The sequence below is a fragment of the Pantoea sp. nfd-35 genome (genome assembly GCF_056892255.1).
The window spans coordinates 2,721,886-2,742,434 of sequence record NZ_CP122403.1 but is presented as its reverse complement, the minus strand read 5'-3'; the positions used below and the strand labels follow the sequence as shown (position 1 = coordinate 2,742,434).

The following is a 20,549-nucleotide window of genomic DNA, read 5'->3' as shown; positions in this document are numbered from 1 at the left end:
CGAAGGAGAGGTTAATGGAAAGCAAAGTAGTTGTTCCGGCGGAAGGTCAGAAAATCACCCTGAATCAAGGCAAACTGGTTGTGCCAAACAACCCGGTTATCCCTTATATCGAAGGGGATGGTATCGGTGTTGATGTTTCACCAGTGATGCTGAAAGTGGTTGATGCCGCTGTGAAAAAAGCCTACAACGGCGAGCGTAAAATCTCCTGGATGGAGATTTATACCGGCGAAAAATCGGTTGAACTCTACGGTCAGGATGTCTGGCTGCCGCAAGAAACCCTCGATTTAATCAAAGAATACCGCGTAGCGATCAAAGGTCCACTGACCACGCCAGTCGGCGGCGGCATCCGTTCTCTGAACGTTGCGCTGCGTCAGGAACTTGATCTGTACGTTTGTCTGCGTCCGGTTCGTTACTACACCGGCACACCAAGCCCGGTTAAACGTCCTGAAGATACCGATATGGTGATCTTCCGTGAAAACTCAGAAGATATCTATGCCGGTATCGAGTGGAAAGCGGGCACGGCAGAAGCCGACAAGGTGATCAAATTCCTGCGCGAAGAAATGGGCGTGAAGAAAATTCGCTTCCCACAGAACTGCGGCATCGGCGTTAAGCCTTGTTCGGAAGAGGGGACCAAGCGCCTGGTGCGTGCGGCAGTGGAATACACCATCACTAACGATCGTGATTCACTGACTCTGGTTCACAAAGGCAACATCATGAAGTTCACCGAAGGCTCATTCAAAGACTGGGGTTACCAGTTAGTGAAAGAAGAGTTCGGCGGCGAGCTGATCGATGGTGGTCCATGGATGAAGTTTAAAAATCCAAACACCGGCAAAGAGATCGTTGTGAAAGACGTGATCGCGGATGCCTTCCTGCAGCAAATCCTGCTGCGTCCGGCTGAATACGACGTTATTGCCTGTATGAACCTGAACGGCGACTACATCTCCGACGCCCTGGCGGCGCAGGTTGGCGGAATTGGTATCGCACCAGGCGCAAACATCGGTGACGAATGTGCCCTGTTCGAAGCAACCCACGGTACAGCACCGAAGTATGCGGGTCAGGATAAAGTGAACCCAGGTTCCGTCATCCTGTCAGCTGAAATGATGCTGCGTCATATGGAATGGTTCGAAGCCGCAGACCTGATTGTTAAAGGCATGGAAGGCGCAATCGCTGCCAAGACCGTGACCTATGACTTCGAACGTCTGATGGATGGCGCTAAACTGCTGAAATGTTCAGAGTTTGGTGACGCGATTATCGCGAATATGTAACACCAGCCTTGCCTGATCCAGCCAGCATAGATCTCAATTTATGCTGGCTTTTCTTTTCTCCAATCCTTTCCCCGAATCCTCCCCAAAACTGATTGTAAAACATGCTGCTCAGGCGGCTACAATCGTTCAGTCTTTTCCACGATCATCTTGGTATTTTGACGTCTACGGAGGTGAAGCGTGATCGATTTATTTCTATGTATTAAATCCATTAGCCTTGTAAGACTTTTCGAAAAGTGAACGTTGCCCACGAAATGCGGAGCTTTCTGAATTGGCCAAAAAAGGTCGGTATGATTTCTGACGTTTTCAACATATTCTTTGTATATCATCCGAAGTTTGCTGCATCAGTAACGTGGCGGTGAGCAAAAAGTGAACAAAGGACTCAGGCAAACCCTGTATTCTGGCGAAGCAGGCCGGAGGATGATATTGGTTTGACATTGACGGTTTTGTTTTTAACGAAGAAAAATGATTAAAAATGAACAAGACTGAACCCGAACAGTGCGTCATGGTCTCACCATCATAGTGTGTATCTAAACAGAGTAAACGGCTTCTTCGTCCCGGATAATTTATAATATATACTGTGGCCTGAGTGATGGCGTAATGTTAATGTGCATAAGATGCGTCTGGCAGATTAATTGCATCGGCAATGCTATTTATGGTTAGACCCTTAGGATGTTAAGGCTTGAGTCGGGACAATTTAAATGAGTAAAATCACAAAACAATTCGCTGCAAAATTATTTCTTTCCATGTGGAAAGTAACCGGCTATCGCGTAAGAAAAATTGCCCGTTTTTCTGAAAATGATAATCTTAAAAGCATTGCTATTATTTCAAATACGGCCTTGGGTGATTTTTTATTTAACACGCCTTCTATTCGTGCAATAAAAGAACGCTGGCCAAATGCCAAAATTACGCTGGTCATCTTAAAGAGAAATCATCCCCTGGTAGAAGGGAGTAATATTTTTGATGAGGTTTTATATTGGGGAGGAAAAGTTTCAGGTATGCTCTCTTTGATAAAATCATTAAGAAAAAATCAGGTTGAGGCAACGTTCATCCTTCATTCGCGAACGCCTTATGATATCCTTACCGCTTCGTTAGCAGGTTCTCGTTATATTTTTAAAGATGTTTATTATACTGATTATCAGGGCAGAAAAGACTTTATTCTGAAAACATGCTTGTCTTCGTTTTACGATAACAGAAAAAAAGGGAATATCCACTTTATTCGCCAAAAAACTGAAATGCTTGAATCAGTAGGCATTATGGTAAAGTCTGAATCAATGTTTATTCCCGCACCCTATAAACCTCAGCGCTATGATAAGACAGTTATTGGCATACATGCTGGGGCATCCAGTACAGAAAGATGCTGGCCTGAATCTGCTTTCTCACTGTTAATCAGTAAATTAATTAATGAGTATAGCGATTTGGTTATTGAACTCATCGGTGCTCCTGGAGAAAAAGCCCTAAATCAACGCATCATTGAGGGAATGGAATCGCAAAGTGACAGGGTGATCAACGTTGCAGGAAGTACAAATTTGATACAACTGGCTGAGAAAATAAGTGGTTTCACGACGTTAATTGTTGGAGATACAGGCCCTTTACATCTTGCTATCGCGGTAAAGACACCGACAGTTGCCTTGTTTCCTAACCAGAGCACGATAGACGGTGGCGCGCCCCTTCAAGACAAAGGTATCCATCAGGTTTTACATCCAGATGATGAAAAAAATGGATTGCGTGGAATCAACTGGACTCATGTATATGATGCGGTAGCGCGAAATCTGTCTTGAAAATATCTCAGGAGGAAGGGGTAAGCCGTCCTCCTTTTATCGATTTTTTACTTAATGGAGCTAATGTAAGCTCGTCATGAAAATAAAAAATAAATTCAATGGATTTTTATAAATAATCTTTCTATGGCTTCTCATTTTTGTTTGGCTTGAAATAATGGGTTTATAATGCTGATATAATATCGCCTAAGAAAAAATAGTGTTTTGAATTTTTTTTTGGCTGCTAACTCTGCGTGTTTTATAATTTATCTGTTTCTGTTTCTGTTTCTGTTTCTGTTTCTGTTTCTGTTTCTGTTTCTGTTTCTGTTTCTGTTTCTGTTTCTGTTTCTGTTATCTGATATGTCATGTTGCATCTTCTCACAATGCCGAAAGCAGAAAGCGTTAATTTTCTACTGTCTGAACAGAAGATCATTGATGAGGCATCAATGTTCAACGCCTTATTGAAGATTTACTACACTCCAGCGCGAGGGCATTTTATCCACTGTTCCGAATATGCTCCATTCAGCTAGTGAACGACGGTATCGAGAAGCGTACCGTGATACTTCTCAGCATTACCATTCTGATTAATGACTTCATAGGACACGATGGAGCCAGGATTAAGCGATGTGGAAGGGGAAAGCAGAACATAAGAATGCGGTTGCACCATAATATCCCTCAGCACAGCATTATCCACTTTCGCATTCAGGCTCATATACCAGGGCGTTGGATTTGTTATTTTTAGCTCTTGTCCCTTCAGGATAAAGTTCAGCTTCTTTGCATCCTCTGGCTGAGGCGCTCTTAACCCTGTTGGCCGTACGAACACTTTCAAACGCAGGCGCAGTGGCAATATCAGCTTCCGTGGGTTCTGACCATCGGATTTTTTGATCGCCGGTATCTGATAAAGGTTTAGCCAGTATAAGGTTTCTTTATCCGGGGCGAGCGCAGAACGTGTGGTCAGCATCAGTTTCACCGAACGGACTTCGCCGGGCTGCATGTTAAATATCGGCGGCATAGCCATCACAGGTGTTTTACTTTTATCGGGCGACAGATGGATATCACCTTCATCCGTCCAGATTTGCACAATGGCAGGGCTTTCTGCCTTGTTTATCAGGTTGACGGATTGTGCAGTGTCCCCAGCGTTAAAAACAATCCGTGTTTTATCGATATTCACGGCGGCCTGATTGACGCCCGGTAGCATAAACATCGACAGCAGCATGAATCTACTGAAAACTAACAACGACCTGTAACTGAGCATTGACGGTTCCTGCAGTAGTGATCTGTCCGGGAATGGCTTCAAGCGAGGCGGTGAAGTCTCCTTGATAGGTTTCACCATGACTTGAGGAAATCAGTGAGGTTAAGTCTTTATAGGCATACCATCCACGACTGTTTCCTGAGCCGGTGCTGGTAAAATCCGGTAATAAATTCATGGCTGTTCCATTGCTGTTGTAGATTTTAATTCCCACTCCTGACGCAACGTCGCTATTGCCATACCGGGTGTCCAGTAGCCAGGTTAAGCCGCCGCCGCTGGTCGTCAGGCCAAGGCTGTTCGCCTTTGCCACGGCATTGGGTTGATTGACCAGAAAGCCCATGGCGACATTCGCTGCGCTGCTGGTTGACGCGTTGATGCTGGAAATCGCGCCCGATTCGCACTGAAGCGCGACAGAAAAGGGCGCCTGGCTGCTACCGCCTGCGGCCAGCGTGGCGGTGCTGACGGTAGGAAGCAATACGACGGAAGGGTAATCTTTCACTTCACAGATTGCACCGCGGACATAGGTGACGTTTTTATATGTGCTCCAGCCGCCAGGCCAGTTGTTGTAAAATCCATTCCAGACAGTGCTACTGTCTTTGCCTTCATCAAGGTTATTTGTATCTAACCCTGGCCCTTTAAAAGCGATATATCCCCGTGGTTGTGCATGGCCATCCACGTAACGATTAGCGCTGTTTCCGTAATAGCTGGTAGAGTCAATTTTAAACATCTCATAAAGCACATTACTGAAAGCGCTGGCGGGGATATAAATATACTGTCCATCGGAATACCAGTCATCAGCGGTAAGTTTACGGCTCTTCCAGTAACGGCTGTAATATTCTCCTGTGGCAAGATTAGTCAGGCGAACGGCAACATTTTTCACATAGTCATAATAAGCACCGTCGACTTCGCTGGTGCTGTTTTTCCCGGCAAAAGGTGAATCACCGTTAGTGGCGTACATTTCATACAGCTTATCGGCATCGGCCTGCGCGCACCGATAAAGAATCTGATTCGGCGTGTAGGCTTTGTCAGTGGATGCTGTCAGAAAATTACCCACTGAACTCGCCAGCAGCGTACCTGAGGGTTGAAATGTATTACCCGAGTTGATGCTGATGATCGACGGCAGGCCCACATTGCCTGAGCAGGTATCGCAGGCACCTGACCACGAACTTGCCGTGTAACCTGCCTCCTTCGCCTCCGTTGAAAGTGAAGATGCGCTCGTTACCTTGCTGCAGTTTGCCAGCAGCGGCAGCGGCGTTGCGCACAGCATTGCGATGAAGAAAAAAGATCGATAAAAAGACACTGCATCACTCCTTGCTACACAGGCTGTCGAGGTGGATGATTTGGCTGTCAAACTGGCCGGTAATCTGATAATTAACCCGGCAGCGCTGCGGCCCGTTGTTATTCCAGCTTACGCGCAGCACCCCCGAGTCATGAGGCACGCGCGCATATAGCTGCCCCCCCTGGCCAACCACGCCGATTACCGTATTCTCTGCGTCACGGACCTCAGCGCCCATGGGCGGCATCTCACCGTTGGCTGTCTTCAGATTGATGAGGACCGCTTTGCCTTTGAGCGTGGCGAAATGCACCTGCACCACCGCACCGGCATAAGGCACCACGCGTTGACTTCCACCGCTCAGTTCCGCGTCAGCCTGCATGTTGAGTGTGTCCAGACTGACGGTGTTTTCGCGATAGGAGGTCAGAGAAGGTAAGATGGCATAGCCGAACGCATCCACAACAGCACCCTGACCATTACGCACTGTCGCGCCTTGCGCGCCCTCGGCTTTTATTAACGCAAACGTATCACTGGTATAGGGGCCCACCGTCACCCCACCGCGATGCACAACCAGGGTGCCTGACGAGCCTAATCCGACCTGGCGATAACTCTCGGCCTGCCCATAACTGGCGCGTACCGCACCCAGTCGGGTATTTTGTTGCAGATTGCCACCGAAACTCAGGGCACGATTGCGCTGCCCATCCCGGTTCTGATCGAGGCCAGAGTAGAGTGAATAAGATAAGTCACGGTTATCGCCTGCCGTTCCCGACAGCGACAGGGATGTGTTGCGATTTTGACTGGACTGGTTAACGTTATAAGCGACTGACGAGAGGCTTTTACCCCAGTCAAGCGGAATGGATACGTTGAGTGAAAAGGTATTTTCGGTGTATTTTTGCTGGCGGCTGTCATCCTGCTGTAGGGAAAAACCTGAATCATAGCGGTTGTTATACCAGACCGTACGCTGACGACCTATGTTGATACCGTAGCTGATAGTTTTCCAGGTGTTGCTATAGCCAAGTTGCAATTGCGTGATGCGCGACTGGTTATTGTAATAATCAGCAGTACTGGCACTCAAACTGATCAAACCGAATCTGTCCATGGACTGACTCAGTGTGGCAGTCAAACGGTTACGCTGATTTAATGAATCAGAATAATACTGAATGCCTGCGTCTTGCTGACGTCTCACGCCCAGAACATCCTGCAAATCACGGAACCCACTCGTTGAATACCGGTAGGCAGCCAGAACCAGGTTGGTGCCGGTGTCAAACGTCTTGCTGTAGTTGATCTCCGCGCGCCAGCCTGACGCTGTTTTGTTCTGTTCAACCCGCGCATGTGAAAAGGTGCTGTTCATTCCCAGTGCGCCGATCTCTGTTGCCAGCACGCCACCTAACAGCCACGCCTGATAATCGTTTGCCTGCCTGGTACCCGCCGTCGCCGTCAGGCGATTACTGATGCCCCGTTGCAGAATGCTCTCAAAAAAGGTGTTATTGACACGGTAATATTGGCGAACCCGTCCCAGCGCCAGCGAGTACTGCCAGTTGCCCGGGCGCACAGAGTCTGGAACGGAAGCATAAGGAACGGTAAAGGTCGAACGCTTACCGTTAGCTTCAATGACCTCAACAGCGAGGTCACCCTGATTGCGCGTGTTGTACAAGTCATCAATGACAAAAGGGCCTGGTGGCACTGTGGTTTCATAGATCACTTTATCCAGTTGTTTAATGACAACCCGCGCGCTGGAGGTTGCCACGCCCCTGACTTCAGGGGCATAACCCCGCCTGCCTTGTGGCCACATCCGTGGGTCGGTAGACAATTTAATCCCGTTAAAAGCCAGGCTGCCAAACAGGGAACTGTCGGTGGCATTGTCACCTAAAGACAGTATGCTGTTAAGCTGTTCCAGCGGGCGTTGTACCCAGCTTTTCACGGTGTTGTAACGGTATCGACTGCCGCCTGCACTGTCATTGAGATAGCGCGCATTACCCTGATGACGGAACTGCCACTTCATCAGATTGGTACCCGCGGTGATCCCACTCCATAAATATTGATAGCGATAATCAGACGTACGGTTTTCGTTCCAGGTGTAATTGGTGTTGTGCCGTAAAAATACTGCACTAATACCTTCTTCCCATTCAGATGTAGGGATGTAACCTCTCGGCTTCTTATCGAGGCTTGAGTTTGGGATCGTGAGCTGTAATTGCAGTGATGCCGGATCAAATTGCCAATGACTGTCTGATGACCAGTAACCCAGTGGATGACACTGCTCTTCAGGTTCAGGCGTGGGTGGCACTTTTAGCTGCAGCAAGGCAACAACCTTTGACGGAAGGCAAGGTTCCGCATCCTGTTGGAGGTCAGACTGGATAAACGCGATTTTGACACCGGATGTAACCCGTTTATTATTGAGATAAATATCGACCAGATAATTGCCAGCAGGCGTGGCGTTCTGATTAAATTGTTCAATGTTCTGTCCAAATGCCGAGCCTTTAAACAGGCTTGAGTCAAAATAATAATCTTCGCAGTAAGCATGCTGAGAAAAGGAAATCGAAATGGTGAATGCAATTAATTTTGAGTTAATTAATTTCAACCTTATAGTTTTCACTTATTCTGGCTCCCTGGTCGTTAACTGCAGCAACGGAGACAATGTTTACGCCCTGTAAACGTTTTTTATCCGCACTGAACCAAAAGGTTTTTTTGCTAAAAGGCGGAATCATATCAGCATCGGAATGCAGGTCTTGATTTGCCACCTTAAATGAAATGTCGAGTAATGAAGCATGCCAGGGTTGAGGGTTATTGATTTCAATGCCCAGCCCTTTATGATTATCGTGAACGAATTTAAGCGAGATATTCTTTAATATGTTATTCGGGTTTCCCACTGAAACAGGACGGTAAAAGATTTTAAGGCGGTTTCGTAACATGACCATCATGGCATTTTGATTATTTTCATTTTTCAGATTCGCAGGGGGGATCTGCAATGTGTTAAACCAAAAGACAGACTCCCGATCCTGAGGGAGAGGCAGGCTACCGTTGAATATAATTCGTGCAATTTGGCCCGTCTTGGGCTGTATACGAAAAACGGGTGGTGTCACAATAAAGGGCGTTTGACTGCTTTGCTCAGGTTGAGAATTGGCATCGCCGTTATCAAACCAGGCCTGAATAACATAGGGGATATCACCGTTGTTTTTTAACTGCACATCAACGGTTTTGGCACTGGCAGGGTAAATGAGACGGCTACCAAGAATAGTCACGTTCGCTCTGGCGTTATTTACTGCAAGTAAGAACAGGAAAGTAATGAAAAATAATTTTAGCGCAAACACCAGCCAGCGGTTTTCCATATTTGATTCCTCAAAAAAAACGTGCGCCCCATAATAACCGTGGCGCACCCGAACAGAACTAACGGTAAGTTATGGCATACTGAATGGAGGCAGCGACCGTACCGGATGTTGCCACCCCGGTTGAAAAGTATTGCGCGCCATAGGTCGCTGACTTTTCAGTCTCATTCGCGGATAAACTTAAGTCGCCGCTACCGGTAAAGCCCCCCGTCAGGTTGATTACCGTACCCGCCGTATCCAGCATCTGAATCTCAACATTTTCAGCCGACCCGGTGTTCGTCAGGTTACCTGCTGCGCTCACGTTATTGCCCACGAATACCGTTGAGATTTGGGTGGTGGTCGCTGAACCGCTGCAGCCTGTCAGACCGACGATAAAGTCAGTTTTACCTGCCGTCTTACCACTGGTATCTAAATCCGCTTTACTTACGGTAGGAAGCAGTACAACGGGTGAACTCTCATTGCCGTTAATGGCAACTGAACAGGTTTCATCAGAGACTTCGCCCTGAAAATTAATGGTATTAGCAGAATCTGCTTGTGCATATCCTGACAGCAGAAAGGCACTCACAATCAGAGACAAGCTAAATTTATTGGTGTGATAAGTCATTTTATCTTCCTTTATGATCAATTAACTGGAAAGTAACTGATTAAGATTGATTCCAGTTTTCCTTCTGACAGCGTCTTTAATGATGTAAACCTTCTTAACGCCAAGTTTCATTTCGCTGGAAATTTCACCCAGCGAATGGCCATAATTGGCAAGGTCCAAAAATTTAACTTCTTCCAGCGTCAAAGCGTTGACGCGTTTCCTTTCACCTCCCTTTAATCCGTAATAACAGGCATTAACCGCTTTTTTAATATCCTCAATTTTACCGTCCGCATAAATCACAGTATTTATCGTGGGCTCCTGTCTCCGCCAAAATGACGCCAGAGATTCCATTCGGCGATCGCTGATGATAATAATGGCAAGGCCGGTTCCTCGCAGATAATCCATCCAGTTTTTGCTGGTAAAATAACGGAGGTTATGAATCGAAAAGTCAACAAATATGCATCCTCTGCAGAACAGGCTTTCGTATCGTCCGGCGACCAACGACAAAACGCCTTTTATCAAAAAATGATTATTGCCTGGCCATACGGCAATCTTTTGAATTGGGCATCGTAATATCTCTTCCTGAGTATTGCTCGTCAGTTGGCAACAATATTTACAACTTGAGCAGCGAACATCCTCTTTGGTTATCCTTCTCATCAGCCGATTTCTACCGCTTGTTAAGAAAGTTGACCTATCATAACAGTGGGTTTCCTTTTCCTTCAACGGGTTAAAAGAAAGAACGGCTTCTTTAACCAAGAAAATTCTGATGTCGGTTACGCACAATTGTGATGCGTCATTAAGCGGTAATCTTCCTGAGAATGTTAAAATTACGATGATTAAATGATTATCTTGTACAGTTTCCATTTAAGAATATTTACGGTCGCCCAGGATTATTCCCGTCCTCAAGGGAAAAGGATCAATAAAAAAACAGCACAAAATGATAAATTCTGCGTCATTTATCAAAAAGTTAAGGTTTATCGTTGTGCAAAACTAAACGCTCTGTTCTGTATGTTCATTAAATTATTAAAATTCTTTGTTAAATTGAGTCTGCTGTTTTTTACCTTGCGTAGAGTTTCCGGTGCATTATTGTGCAACATGTAGAGTAGCTAAAGTTGATTTGTTATATTTATCCTAAAGTGTACCTTTGCAGTTAGATGATAGTTATTTAAGTGTTTTAACAATTTTATTTTTTTCTTCCAGCGACGTTTTCACAGGGAATCATCACGGTGATGTTAAATAGTATAAATATAGCGTCCTGGCTTTTTTATGTCGGCGATTACGCACTCAGAGAAAGGGTGGCTGAACAGGATTTAACGCCCGCCGGGCGCCTGAATATGTGCAGACAAGCGGGCAAAAGAGGTGTCTCATGCTTAAAAAAAGACCGATGCCGATTTGCGCAGGAAAGGTTTAGTGACGCTGAGGTTTACTAAGGTCAGCAACGGTTTTGATAATTTTTAACTATCACAGTCAACACCCAAAATGTCTGGCTAATGCAGCTTTGCATAGCAATACTCGTCACTATGACCACATATCGCATTAAAGTGGGTTATCACAACCCCTCCGCACTTACGTTCATGCAGCTGGACGAGCAGCTTGCTGACCATGCTTTCTACAGCGCGCGCGCCGATGCTGACAGCGGCGGCTTTCGCTATTTTCAGGAGTACGAGTATCAGTCAGATTCTGCCGATTATTGCTCCGTATGCTCCATGGCCTATCATCACGCCTGCCAGGTCAGAAAATGTCCGCTGGTGCTGGTAGAGATAAAAGAAGAGAACGCCAGATGACCACGCTGTTGCACTGGTGCACCTGGTCTGGCCGGGACAACAACGCTTATCCCTGTCGTTCCTCGGTACTTAAATCATCCGCAGTGGCATACACTTACCACGCATATTATGAGGGGTAAGCTATGCCATCCACTGAACACGTTATCTCTGACTGCTGTATCGTCGGCGGCGGCCCGGCCGGTTTGATGCTGGGCTATCTACTGGCCCGCGCCGGTTTACAGGTTGTCGTGCTGGAAAAACATGCCGATTTTCTCCGCGATTTTCGTGGTGACACGATCCATCCTTCTACGCTGGAGGTCATGCATCAGCTGGGCCTGCTGGACGATCTGCTGAAACTTCCTCATCAGCGTGCGGAAAAGCTGCAGGCGGAAATGGGGGGCGAGGAGGTCACGATGGCCGATTTCTCGCGCCTGCCGCTGCAGTGCCGTTTTATCGCCTTCATGCCGCAGTGGGATTTCCTGAATTTTCTGGCGGAACAGAGCGCGCAGTTTCCCGGCTTCACCCTGCTAAAATCCACCTCGTTAAGCCAGTTGATCATCGAAGAGGGTGAGGTTCGGGGTGTTCTGGCCTTACAGTCGGGTCAGCCCGTTGAGATACGTTCCCGCCTGGTGGTGGGGGCAGACGGGCGCAACTCTGCCGTTCGCGCACAGGCCGGACTGGTGAGCCAGCATTTTGGCTCACCACGCGACGTTTTGTGGTTTCGCCTGAACAAACAGCCAGAGGATCCGCAGTCAGGGATGGGCCACACTGGCCCGCGAAATAACGTTATCGTGATCGACAGGGGCGATTACTGGCAGTGTGGGCTGACGATTGAAAAAGGGCAGTTTGAGGCGATCCAGGCCCGTGGGCTTGACGCGATGAAACACAACATTGCCACCGTCTCCCCTTTTAGCGTCGAACGGCTGGCGGAAATTGACAGCTGGGAGAGTTTCAAACTGCTGTCAATCCGTATCGACAGGTTGAATCAGTGGGCAAAACCGGGCGTGCTCTGCATCGGTGATGCGGCTCATGCGATGTCACCCATTGGCGGAGTGGGGGTTAATCTTGCCATCCAGGATGCGGTGGCCACGGCGAATCTGCTTACCCGGCCTTTGTTAAAGAGGAAGGTCACGTTCAGGGATCTGAAAAAAGTACAGCAGCGCCGTCAGTTTCCCACCGTTGCGACGCAGTTCCTGCAAATAAAAATGAGCAGTAAAAAGAAACCGGGTGGGGAAGGCAAAAGCAAAATGCCCGGCATCATCCGTAAATATCCCTTTTTACGCTTTATTTTTGGCCGACTCATCGGCATGGGATTTCGTATGGAAAAGCCACGCGCAGTTCGTTGAGCAACGCCCGTTCGCCTGATGGAAGACAACCGTCAGGCAAACGGACGCAGGAAAGGGGGTTGTTTCATCACGCCGAATACGACAGGACGTGAAATGCCTTACCCACTTGCCATAGCTATTGGTAATGACAGACACTAAAGTCATTTCTTTTATCTTGTGAGTATCCTGATGAATCGCAGCGAAGAAATTCTTGATGCAGCCGAATACTGCATGCGACAAAAAGGGTTTTATCAAACCTCCATTCAGAGTATCGCCAGTCAGGCAAATGTCAGCATCGGGCTGATTTATAAATATTATAAAAATAAGGAAGCGATCGTTGAAGCACTGGTCACGAAAGTGGTGCAGCGTATGATCGTGTTACTGAAAGCCGACTTCGAGAAAATGGCGAACGCGGGGAGAGTGACGCATCTGCCGGGAGATTTGGCGTCACCAGAAGTCGAACAAAGCATTGTGTTGCTCATCGAGATATCATCCGAATCCACGCGTAATGCGCGTATTCGTCAGATTCTTCACGATGCCTGGCAGGTTTTAAAAGAGAATTTTATTACTGAGCAACAGGCGCTCAATCCGGCACTGGAGGCGAACATCATCCATGCACGATTGCATGTGGTTTCCCTGGCAATAGACGGCATGATCATTCGCCGTTTTATGAAACGCCGCGAGACAGAAGACAGCTTTATGCCGTTCTTTGAGGCGGTTAGCCATGACATCCACCAACCGGATGCTGAGTAACGCATCAAAACAGGTGACGGTCGAGTACAGCATTGATCCGGCTCAGTTCCTGCTGATCCACATTTTTATCTCCATATGCATGACAGGCGACGCCATCCACCAGCATCAGCAAAAACTGGATACGGTTGCTGCGCTGGAGTGGACTTTCTGTCGGCATTTTCTGCCTGAATAGCCTGTCCAGATCTGCGACCAATAAGGCTTCCTCGCGGGCCAGCATTGAGCGCACTGATTCATGACGTGAGGCTTCGGAATACATTTCCAGTAATAAACACCGGTCCTCAGGAGACCAGTTCTGCCAAAAGGGCGAGTCGGTATCAATAATATTGGCGGTGTGCGTTTCGTGCGCCAAACTATGCAGCAAAAACGTCCGCCAGTTTTCTGCGATACTTTTTATGGTTTCACTGACAATCACTTCTTTACTGTTAAAGTAGCGATAAAGCTGACCTGCACCTAAACCGGATTCACGACTGATATCGGCCATACTTGCACCGTGAAAACCGGAACGGCTGAAGCAGTTCTTCGCGGCTGAAATGATCAGTTGCTGCCGCTGCTTAAAGAACGTTTCATTATCAGGCTTGCTCAAAAAACTCTCCTGAATACAGGCCGATATGCGGCCCTTTTTATTGACTTATTCTGGCATGGTACGCGAGGCTCCGGGGCGAGGGAATCGCCGTCACACATTCTGACACAGAATGGCCTGATGTCCGTGTATCGGGATTTGCCCTGTTCCACTATTGAGGGCAGCGCGCGATGTTATTGCGCGCAGTTTGTCGGGTGCGCATCCCTGCGCATTTGGGCGTTCAACGCACATCTACCGTTTGTTCAGACGCCTGTCGCGCCGAGCCGCCTCCCATCACCTTGTAGAATGTATTTAGGTTTTGGTAGTACGCCTGTTCCACGCTGACCAGACGGGTTCTGGCGGAGTAGAGCGTTCGCTGGGCGGTTAACGCATTCAGCCAGGTATCCACGCCGCTTTGATAACGCAGATCGGCCAGATGCGCGTAAATCTGTGAGGCTGCCACATTGTTACGCTGGCTGGTCAATTGATCGTTGATGGTGCCGCGCCGCGCCAGGGCATCCGCGACTTCGCGGAAAGCGGTCTGCACCGACTTTTCGTACGCCGCCACGTATTACTCCTTCTGCGCTTTGGTGTAATTCAGGTAGGCCACGTTGTAGCCGCCCTTGAAGACAGGCAGCGAGATACTGGGGGAAAACGACCAAATTCCCACGCCGTTTTTGAACAGCGAGGCGAGATCGGCACTGCCAACGCCACCGCTGGCGGTCAGTGAAATGCTGGGGAAGAAATTGGCCCGCGCTGCCCCGATGTTGGCATTCGCCGCCTTCAGGTTGTGCTCAGCCTGCAAGACATCTGGACGATTATTGAGGACATCCGACGATATCCCTGCGGGCACATCGCGCAACGCATGGCCAATCGATTCAAGATTTTGCGGCAACAACGTATCGGGTACAGGTTTTCCAACAACCAGATCCAGCGCATTCTTATCCTGCGCCACGCTGGTAGTATAGCTGGCCACATCCGCCTGCGCAGACTGATAGGTGGTTTCCGCAGACGCCACATCAACCATCGAATCCACACCGTTTTGCATGCGCTTGCGCGTCACGTCCAGTGACTGCCGCGCACTCTCAGCTGTCTCTTTCGCAATGGCCAGATTGCTGCGATCCGCCGCCAACTGAAGCCAGTAATCAATGGTGTTATACAGCACCGTCAGGCGCGTACTCCGCGCGCCCTCCAGCGTACCAAGGTAGGTTTCATACTGCTGGCGCGACAGGCTTTGATTCTTACCAAATAAATCCAGTTCAAATGCGCTGACACTGCCTTCGGCAGAGTAAGAATTGCCCAGCGCCGTTTGATTGCCTTCGCCCGTCAGGGCACGTGAGCGCGTCCCGCTGACGCCGGCGCTCAATGACGGGAAGAGATCGGCACGTTGCTCAGCGTATTGCGCATGCGCGGATTTTACACTCGCCACCGCTTCACGTAAGTCGCGGCTACTGTCCAACGCCATGCCGACAACCTGATTGAGTTGGCTGTTCAGCACATAATCCTGCCAACGGATAGCGCGATAATTGACGGCAGTCCCTTGCAGGTTAGGGTAGGCTTCCCCGGTCGGGTTTGTCGCCTTCACGGCATCCACAGGACGATCATAATGCGGATCCAGCGACACGCAGCCCGCAAGGAAGCAGGGTAAAAACACGGTGAAAAGTTTTGCAGTCATGGTCATTATTCCTTCACCTTCGCTGCTGAGTCGGTTGACCGGACCGTGTCATGCGGCTGTGCCGGAAAGACCCGGCGGACCAGCACAAAAAACAGCGGTACAAAGAAAATAGCCAGCAGGGTGGCGGTTAAGGTGCCGCCAATAATACCGGTACCGATGGCGATACGGCTGTTGGCCCCCGCGCCCGTGGAGATCGCCAGCGGCAGTACGCCTGCGGTAAAGGCCAGTGAGGTCATGATGATGGGACGCAAGCGCATCGTCGCCGCATGAACCGCCGCGTTTATCAGGCTCTCGCCCTTGCGGTAGTGCTCTTCAGCGAACTCCACAATCAGAATGGCATTCTTCGAGGAAAGTCCGATGATCGTGAGCAGCGCAACCTGAAAGTAAACGTCATTTTCCAGGCCACGCAGCGTAATCGCCAGTAGTGAGCCGATGACGCCCAACGGCACCACCAACATCACCGAAAGCGGCACTGCCCAGCTCTCATACAGGGCGGCCAGGCACAGGAACACCACAACCAGTGAAATGCCATACAGCGACAGCGCCTGATTACCGGAAAGTTTTTCCTGATAAGAGAGCCCACTCCAGGCGAAGGTGGTGCCCGCAGGCAAGGTCGCCGCAAGTTTTTCCATTGCGGTGATGGCATCCCCGGAGCTTTTCCCTTCGGCGGCCGATCCCTGAATTTCATAGGATGCCAGGCCGTTGTAACGTGAAAGCACATCCGGACCATAGGACCATTTCGACGAGGCAAAGGACGAGAAGGGCACCATGGTGGTGTTATTGCTGCTGTCTGTTCCGCGGACATACCATTGATCAATATCCTCTGGCTTGCTGCGGAACGATTGATCGCCCTGCATATAGACTTTCTTCACGCGGCCGCGGTCGGAGAAGTCATTGACATAACTGCCGCCAATGGCTGCGCTGAGCGTATTATTGATGTCGCTGATGGTCAGGCCCAGTGACTGTGCTTTCGCATCATCGATACTGACATCCAGCTGCGGCAGGTCCGGCAGCGAGTTGGCACGTACAGCGCTGAGATCCTTATCCTGATTCGCTTTTGCAATCAGCTGATCGCGCATTTTCAGCAGTTGATCGCGTGCGGTAGCACCACGCGCTTGCAGCTCAAACGTGAAGCCGTTGGATTGACCCAGCCCGGAGACGGCGGGCGGCGACAGCACAAAGATCTGGGCATCACGAATCCGCGACAGCGCCGCCATGGCGCGGCCTGCAATCGCATCAGCACTGTTCTCACTGCCTTTACGGTCACGCCAGTTTTTAAGCGAGATAAAGCCGACCCCCGCATTCTGTCCGTTACCGGCAAAACTGAAGCCGTCTACCAGCATGCTAACGTTAACGTTATCTTTCTCTTGGGTGGCGAAATACTGCTGGACCTGACGACGGACTTCACGGGTGCGATTTTCCGTCGCGCCCGGTGCCAACTGATACTGCACCATGATGTAACCCTGATCTTCGGTCGGCAGAAAGCCGGTTGGCAGGCGCATATAGAGTACGGCACAGCCGATCAACAGCACGCCGTACAGCAGCAGATAGCGCACGGAACGGTGCATGACCTTCCCGACGCCACGTTGATAGCGTGCCTGCACGTTTTCATAGCGCTGGTTAAACCAGCCAAAGAAACCGTTGCGACCGCTGTCGTGATTGTGCGGTTTAAGCAAGGTGGCACAGAGGGCGGGCGTCAGCGTCAGCGCCACAATCACCGACAGCACCATGGAAGAGACGATGGTGATAGAGAACTGACGGTAAATCACGCCTGTTGAACCGCTAAAGAAGGTCATCGGCAGGAACACGGCAGAGAGCACCAGCGCGATGCCAACCAACGCACCAGTAATCTCCCTCATCGATTTCTCGGTTGCTTCTCGCGGGGGTAATCCCTCTTCGCGCATCACGCGTTCGACGTTTTCAACCACGACGATGGCATCATCGACGAGCAAGCCAATGGCGAGCACCATGCCGAACATGGTAAGCGTGTTAATCGAATAACCAAAGAAAGACAGCACACCAAAGGTGCCCAGGAGAACGACCGGAACTGCAATCGTGGGAATCAGCGTGGTGCGGATGTTTTGCAGGAACACAAACATCACAATCACCACTAAAATGACCGCTTCGACCAGCGTTTTCACCACTTCTTCAATCGAGATTTTAACGAAGTCAGTGCTGTCGAGCGGATAGGCTATTTCATAGCCCGCCGGCATGCTGCTCCGGAATTCGTCAATGGTGGATTTCACCTTTTCGGCGGTGGAGAGTGCATTAGCGCCAGATGCCAGTTGGATAGCCATACCGGATGCCGGATGGCCGTTCGCCATGACATTGGCACTGTAGTCTTCATCGCCCATTTCTACGCGTGCGACATCGCTCAGACGGACCACAGAACCATCGGCCTGGCTTTTCAGCACAATGTTGCGGAACTGCTCAGGGGTTTGCAGGCGTGAACGCGAACGTACCGTCGCCACCAGTTGTTGCGTGTTGCTGGACGGTTGCGCGCCCAGCTGCCCGGAAGACACCTGGGTATTTTGACTCTCGAGAGCGGTGGTGACATCAGAAGGCATCAGCGAATACGACGCCAGCTTGCTGGGATCGAGCCAGATACGCATCGCGTACTCGGCGCCAAAAACCTGTACGTTACCGACGCCTGTCACGCGCGCCAGCGTGTCTTCCATGTTGCTGACCATATAGTCGGCGACATCGGAAGCGCTGCTTTTGTTGCTTTTATCGTACACCGCCAAAATCAGCAGAAAGTCGCTCTGGGCTTTCTGCACGGTCACGCCCTGTGAGGTCACGGCGCTCGGCAAGCGGCTCTCGGCCTGCTGCACCTTATTCTGCACCTGGACCTGAGCAATATCGGGATCGGTGCCCTGTTTAAACGTGACATTGATTTTCACCTGGCCGGTGGATGCGGTACTGGTCGAACTGAAATAGAGCAGTCCATCCAGTCCGGTGAGCTGTTGCTCAATAACCTGGGTCACGCTGCTTTCCAGCGTTTCCGCCGATGCGCCCGTATAGGTGGCCTGAATACTGATTTGTGGCGGTGCCACATCGGGATACTGCGCCACGGGCAGGCTGCGAATACTCAGGATACCGAACAGCATGATGCAAAGGGCGATCACCCAGGCAAAGACCGGCCGACGGATAAAGAACTGCGCCAACATATCAGTGACCCTCGCTGGTCGGAGCGTTATCGCCCGAAGAGACGTCTACCGCTTTCACCTGCATGCCCGCCTGAACTTTTGCGGTGCCTTCAACAATCAGCTTGTCACCCTGGTTGAGGCCGGAAGTAATCAGCCAGTTATTGCCCATTACGCGGTCGGTCACTACGTCGCGACTTTCGACTTTGTTCTCTTTATCGACCACCAGCGCGGTAGCATTGCCTTTCGCATCACGGGTGATGCCTTGCTGAGGCGCCAAAATGGCATCGCTTTTCACGCCGTTGGTGACGCTGGCGCGCACGTACATACCCGGCAACAGTTCATGTTGGGGATTGGGGAAAATCGCACGCAGCGTCACAGTGCCCGTCGCCTCATCCACCGACACCTCGGTCAGTTCCAGCTTGCCGGGATGATCGTAGGTCGTACCATCTTCCAGTTTCACCGTCACGGGCACGCCATCTTTGTTCTGCTGCAGTGACGCCTGTTGGCGTCTCAGTTTGAGCAATTGCACGCTGGATTGCGTGAGATCGACATAGATAGGATCTAGTGCGCGAATCGTCGCCAGCGCGGTGGTCTGGCTGGCGGTCACCAGCGCGCCAGGCGTAACCGATGAAATCCCAATGCGACCGCTAATCGGCGCTTTGATTTGGGTGTAATTCAGGTTGATGCGCGCACTTTCGACGGCAGCACGGTACTGATCCACGGAAGCAACGTTCTGTTGATACGTTGCCTGCGCATCATCCGCATCCTGACGTGAAACGCCGTTATCTTTCACCAGTGCGGCATAGCGTTCGGCTTTCAGTTTGCTGCTCTTCACCAGAGCCTGCGCATTCTTAAGTTGTGCGACGGCCTGATCGTAGCTGGCCTGATAGCTGGCCGGATCGATCTGATACAGCACCTGTCCGGCTTTCACCTCATCGCCTTCGGTGAACAGACGTTTCTGAATGATCCCATCCACCTGCGGCCTGACATCAGACGTCATACTGCCGGTGACGCGCCCGGCAAGCTGGCTGTCCAGTGTCACCGATGCGCTTTGCAACGTTTTTACCCCGACTTCGGTGGTCATGTTGGCATCGGCGGGAGGACTGTTTTGATCGCAGCCCGCGATCATCACGACCAGCCCGGCGATCATACTGCGCTGTAAAGTTTTCATGAAGTACCCTGTAATGAACGTTCATTCTCAGCGCGCAGTGTAATAAATGCACAAGAATCTGTATGTCAGCAAAGCGAAAAGAAGGATGTCCAGAAATGAGCAGCGCGGCTGCATTGTTCAGAGACGCGCCTGGAGAATGAGCCTGAAGGCGAGCGAATTCCGCCGCCTTACAGCCTGGTGGCGTGTTTCTGCGCGGGCTCCATTTCATACCACGCTACATGAAATGCTTGAGATGCGTTATTTGTGGCAGCGGCCTGTCCGAATGGAAAATACTCAACGGGTGAGTTTTCTCGGCCAGGAACCGCATACGTTGTTAGAGGATGCCGTGCGGGCCGCATTGTGGTTGCCTGCGGCCCGAAGCCCGAAGCCCGAAGCCCGAAGCCCGAAGCCCGAAGCCCGAAGCCCGAAGCCCGAAGCCCGAAGCCCGAAGCCCGAAGCCCGAAGCCCGAAGCCCAAAGCCCGAAGCCCAAAGCCCAAAGCCCAAAGCCCAAAGCCCAAAGCCCAAAGCCCAAAGCCCAAAGCCCAAAGCCCAAAGCCCAAAGCCTACGGCCGGTGGCGTGTTTGTAAGCCCGAACCGCCTGCAAAGACGCGCTGCCTTTCCAGAGCATTAAGTGCTCAACGTCTCGCATCCGGCGGTCGGGTGAGACCAGACAGAAGACGCCACCGTTTCCCGTGGCGCGCATAAAACCGTTCTCACCGAGAATGGGAGG

At 50.3% G+C, this 20,549-nt stretch carries 14 protein-coding genes and 1 pseudogene; 5 read left to right on the top strand and 10 right to left on the bottom strand.

Annotated features, from left to right (window positions below):
• Positions 1-14: 14 nt before the first annotated feature.
• Positions 15-1,265, top strand: coding sequence for an NADP-dependent isocitrate dehydrogenase (gene icd, locus P9J57_RS12740; RefSeq protein WP_013025401.1), 1,251 nt, complete (start codon positions 15-17; stop codon positions 1,263-1,265).
• Between the two features lie 698 nt (positions 1,266-1,963).
• Positions 1,964-3,043 carry a glycosyltransferase family 9 protein gene (locus tag P9J57_RS12735; RefSeq protein WP_019105691.1) on the top strand — a complete coding sequence of 360 codons (1,080 nt, stop codon included), beginning with the start codon at positions 1,964-1,966 and terminating at the stop codon, positions 3,041-3,043.
• Between the two features lie 502 nt (positions 3,044-3,545).
• Here P9J57_RS12735 and P9J57_RS12730 read toward each other — a convergent pair.
• From P9J57_RS12730 to P9J57_RS12705, 6 genes are read right to left on the bottom strand one after another with little or no spacing between them, the layout of a single operon-like run.
• Positions 3,546-4,217: a fimbrial assembly chaperone gene (locus tag P9J57_RS12730; RefSeq protein WP_232285094.1), complete on the bottom strand. Its 672-nt coding sequence runs from the start codon at positions 4,215-4,217 to the stop codon at positions 3,546-3,548.
• A 22-nt stretch (positions 4,218-4,239) separates the two neighbouring features.
• Entirely contained in the window at positions 4,240-5,535 is a 1,296-nt protein-coding gene (gene stbD, locus P9J57_RS12725; protein ID WP_483279507.1) for a fimbrial usher protein StbD, read from the bottom strand.
• Positions 5,536-5,572: 37 nt separating this feature from the next.
• A complete protein-coding gene (locus P9J57_RS12720) occupies positions 5,573-8,134 on the bottom strand; it encodes a fimbrial outer membrane usher protein (protein ID WP_483279247.1) in 2,562 nt (853 codons plus the stop codon).
• Complete coding sequence (locus P9J57_RS12715) at positions 8,106-8,867, bottom strand: fimbria/pilus periplasmic chaperone (protein WP_116584373.1); 762 nt, start codon at positions 8,865-8,867, stop codon at positions 8,106-8,108. Before P9J57_RS12715 ends, P9J57_RS12720 begins: the two co-directional genes overlap by 29 nt.
• A 58-nt stretch (positions 8,868-8,925) precedes the next feature.
• Entirely contained in the window at positions 8,926-9,468 is a 543-nt protein-coding gene (locus P9J57_RS12710; protein ID WP_483279246.1) for a fimbrial protein, read from the bottom strand.
• Between the two features lie 21 nt (positions 9,469-9,489).
• Positions 9,490-10,311, bottom strand: coding sequence for a hypothetical protein (locus P9J57_RS12705; RefSeq protein ID WP_483279245.1), 822 nt, complete (start codon positions 10,309-10,311; stop codon positions 9,490-9,492).
• Positions 10,312-10,967: 656 nt separating this feature from the next.
• On the opposite strand from P9J57_RS12705, the gene P9J57_RS12700 reads away from it, so the two are divergent.
• The 3 genes from P9J57_RS12700 (at position 10,968) to P9J57_RS12690 (ending at position 13,288) form a co-directional block, all read left to right on the top strand.
• Positions 10,968-11,231: a hypothetical protein gene (locus P9J57_RS12700; RefSeq protein WP_019105685.1), complete on the top strand. Its 264-nt coding sequence runs from the start codon at positions 10,968-10,970 to the stop codon at positions 11,229-11,231.
• 122 nt (positions 11,232-11,353) lie between these two features.
• Positions 11,354-12,556 (top strand): FAD-dependent oxidoreductase, encoded by a 1,203-nt coding sequence (locus P9J57_RS12695; protein ID WP_116197378.1) that lies wholly within the window; start codon positions 11,354-11,356, stop codon positions 12,554-12,556.
• Positions 12,557-12,724: 168 nt separating this feature from the next.
• Positions 12,725-13,288, top strand: a complete 564-nt coding sequence (locus P9J57_RS12690) for a TetR/AcrR family transcriptional regulator (RefSeq protein ID WP_022623594.1) — start codon at positions 12,725-12,727, stop codon at positions 13,286-13,288.
• A gap of 4 nt (positions 13,289-13,292) precedes the next feature.
• Here the strand turns inward: P9J57_RS12690 and P9J57_RS12685 are convergent, their stop codons facing one another.
• The 4 genes and pseudogenes from P9J57_RS12685 to P9J57_RS12670 all read right to left on the bottom strand — a co-directional run bounded on the left by P9J57_RS12685 (position 13,293) and on the right by P9J57_RS12670 (position 19,839).
• Complete coding sequence (locus tag P9J57_RS12685; RefSeq protein WP_014606105.1) at positions 13,293-13,871, bottom strand: TetR/AcrR family transcriptional regulator; 579 nt, start codon at positions 13,869-13,871, stop codon at positions 13,293-13,295.
• Positions 13,872-14,088: 217 nt separating this feature from the next.
• Positions 14,089-15,528, bottom strand: a pseudogene (locus P9J57_RS12680) (efflux transporter outer membrane subunit).
• Positions 15,528-18,689: an efflux RND transporter permease subunit gene (locus P9J57_RS12675; RefSeq protein ID WP_116219662.1), complete on the bottom strand. Its 3,162-nt coding sequence runs from the start codon at positions 18,687-18,689 to the stop codon at positions 15,528-15,530. The pseudogene P9J57_RS12680 and the gene P9J57_RS12675 overlap by 1 nt, the downstream one beginning before the upstream one ends.
• Before the next feature lies 1 nt (position 18,690).
• Positions 18,691-19,839 (bottom strand): efflux RND transporter periplasmic adaptor subunit, encoded by a 1,149-nt coding sequence (locus tag P9J57_RS12670; RefSeq protein WP_089517440.1) that lies wholly within the window; start codon positions 19,837-19,839, stop codon positions 18,691-18,693.
• Between the last annotated feature and the right edge of the window lie 710 nt (positions 19,840-20,549).

What these genes read in the sequence shown, in the direction of transcription:
- icd (WP_013025401.1), top strand. Translation starts at nt 15, where the DNA reads ATGGAAAGCAAAGTAGTTGTTCCGGCGGAAGGTCAGAAAATCACCCTG.
- P9J57_RS12735 (WP_019105691.1), top strand. Translation starts at nt 1,964, where the DNA reads ATGAGTAAAATCACAAAACAATTCGCTGCAAAATTATTTCTTTCCATG.
- P9J57_RS12730 (WP_232285094.1), bottom strand. Translation starts at nt 4,217, where the DNA reads ATGCTACCGGGCGTCAATCAGGCCGCCGTGAATATCGATAAAACACGG.
- stbD (WP_483279507.1), bottom strand. Translation starts at nt 5,535, where the DNA reads ATGCTGTGCGCAACGCCGCTGCCGCTGCTGGCAAACTGCAGCAAGGTA.
- P9J57_RS12715 (WP_116584373.1), bottom strand. Translation starts at nt 8,867, where the DNA reads ATGGAAAACCGCTGGCTGGTGTTTGCGCTAAAATTATTTTTCATTACT.
- P9J57_RS12710 (WP_483279246.1), bottom strand. Translation starts at nt 9,468, where the DNA reads ATGACTTATCACACCAATAAATTTAGCTTGTCTCTGATTGTGAGTGCC.
- P9J57_RS12705 (WP_483279245.1), bottom strand. Translation starts at nt 10,311, where the DNA reads ATGGAAACTGTACAAGATAATCATTTAATCATCGTAATTTTAACATTC.
- P9J57_RS12700 (WP_019105685.1), top strand. Translation starts at nt 10,968, where the DNA reads ATGACCACATATCGCATTAAAGTGGGTTATCACAACCCCTCCGCACTT.
- P9J57_RS12695 (WP_116197378.1), top strand. Translation starts at nt 11,354, where the DNA reads ATGCCATCCACTGAACACGTTATCTCTGACTGCTGTATCGTCGGCGGC.
- P9J57_RS12690 (WP_022623594.1), top strand. Translation starts at nt 12,725, where the DNA reads ATGAATCGCAGCGAAGAAATTCTTGATGCAGCCGAATACTGCATGCGA.
- P9J57_RS12675 (WP_116219662.1), bottom strand. Translation starts at nt 18,689, where the DNA reads ATGTTGGCGCAGTTCTTTATCCGTCGGCCGGTCTTTGCCTGGGTGATC.
- P9J57_RS12670 (WP_089517440.1), bottom strand. Translation starts at nt 19,839, where the DNA reads ATGAAAACTTTACAGCGCAGTATGATCGCCGGGCTGGTCGTGATGATC.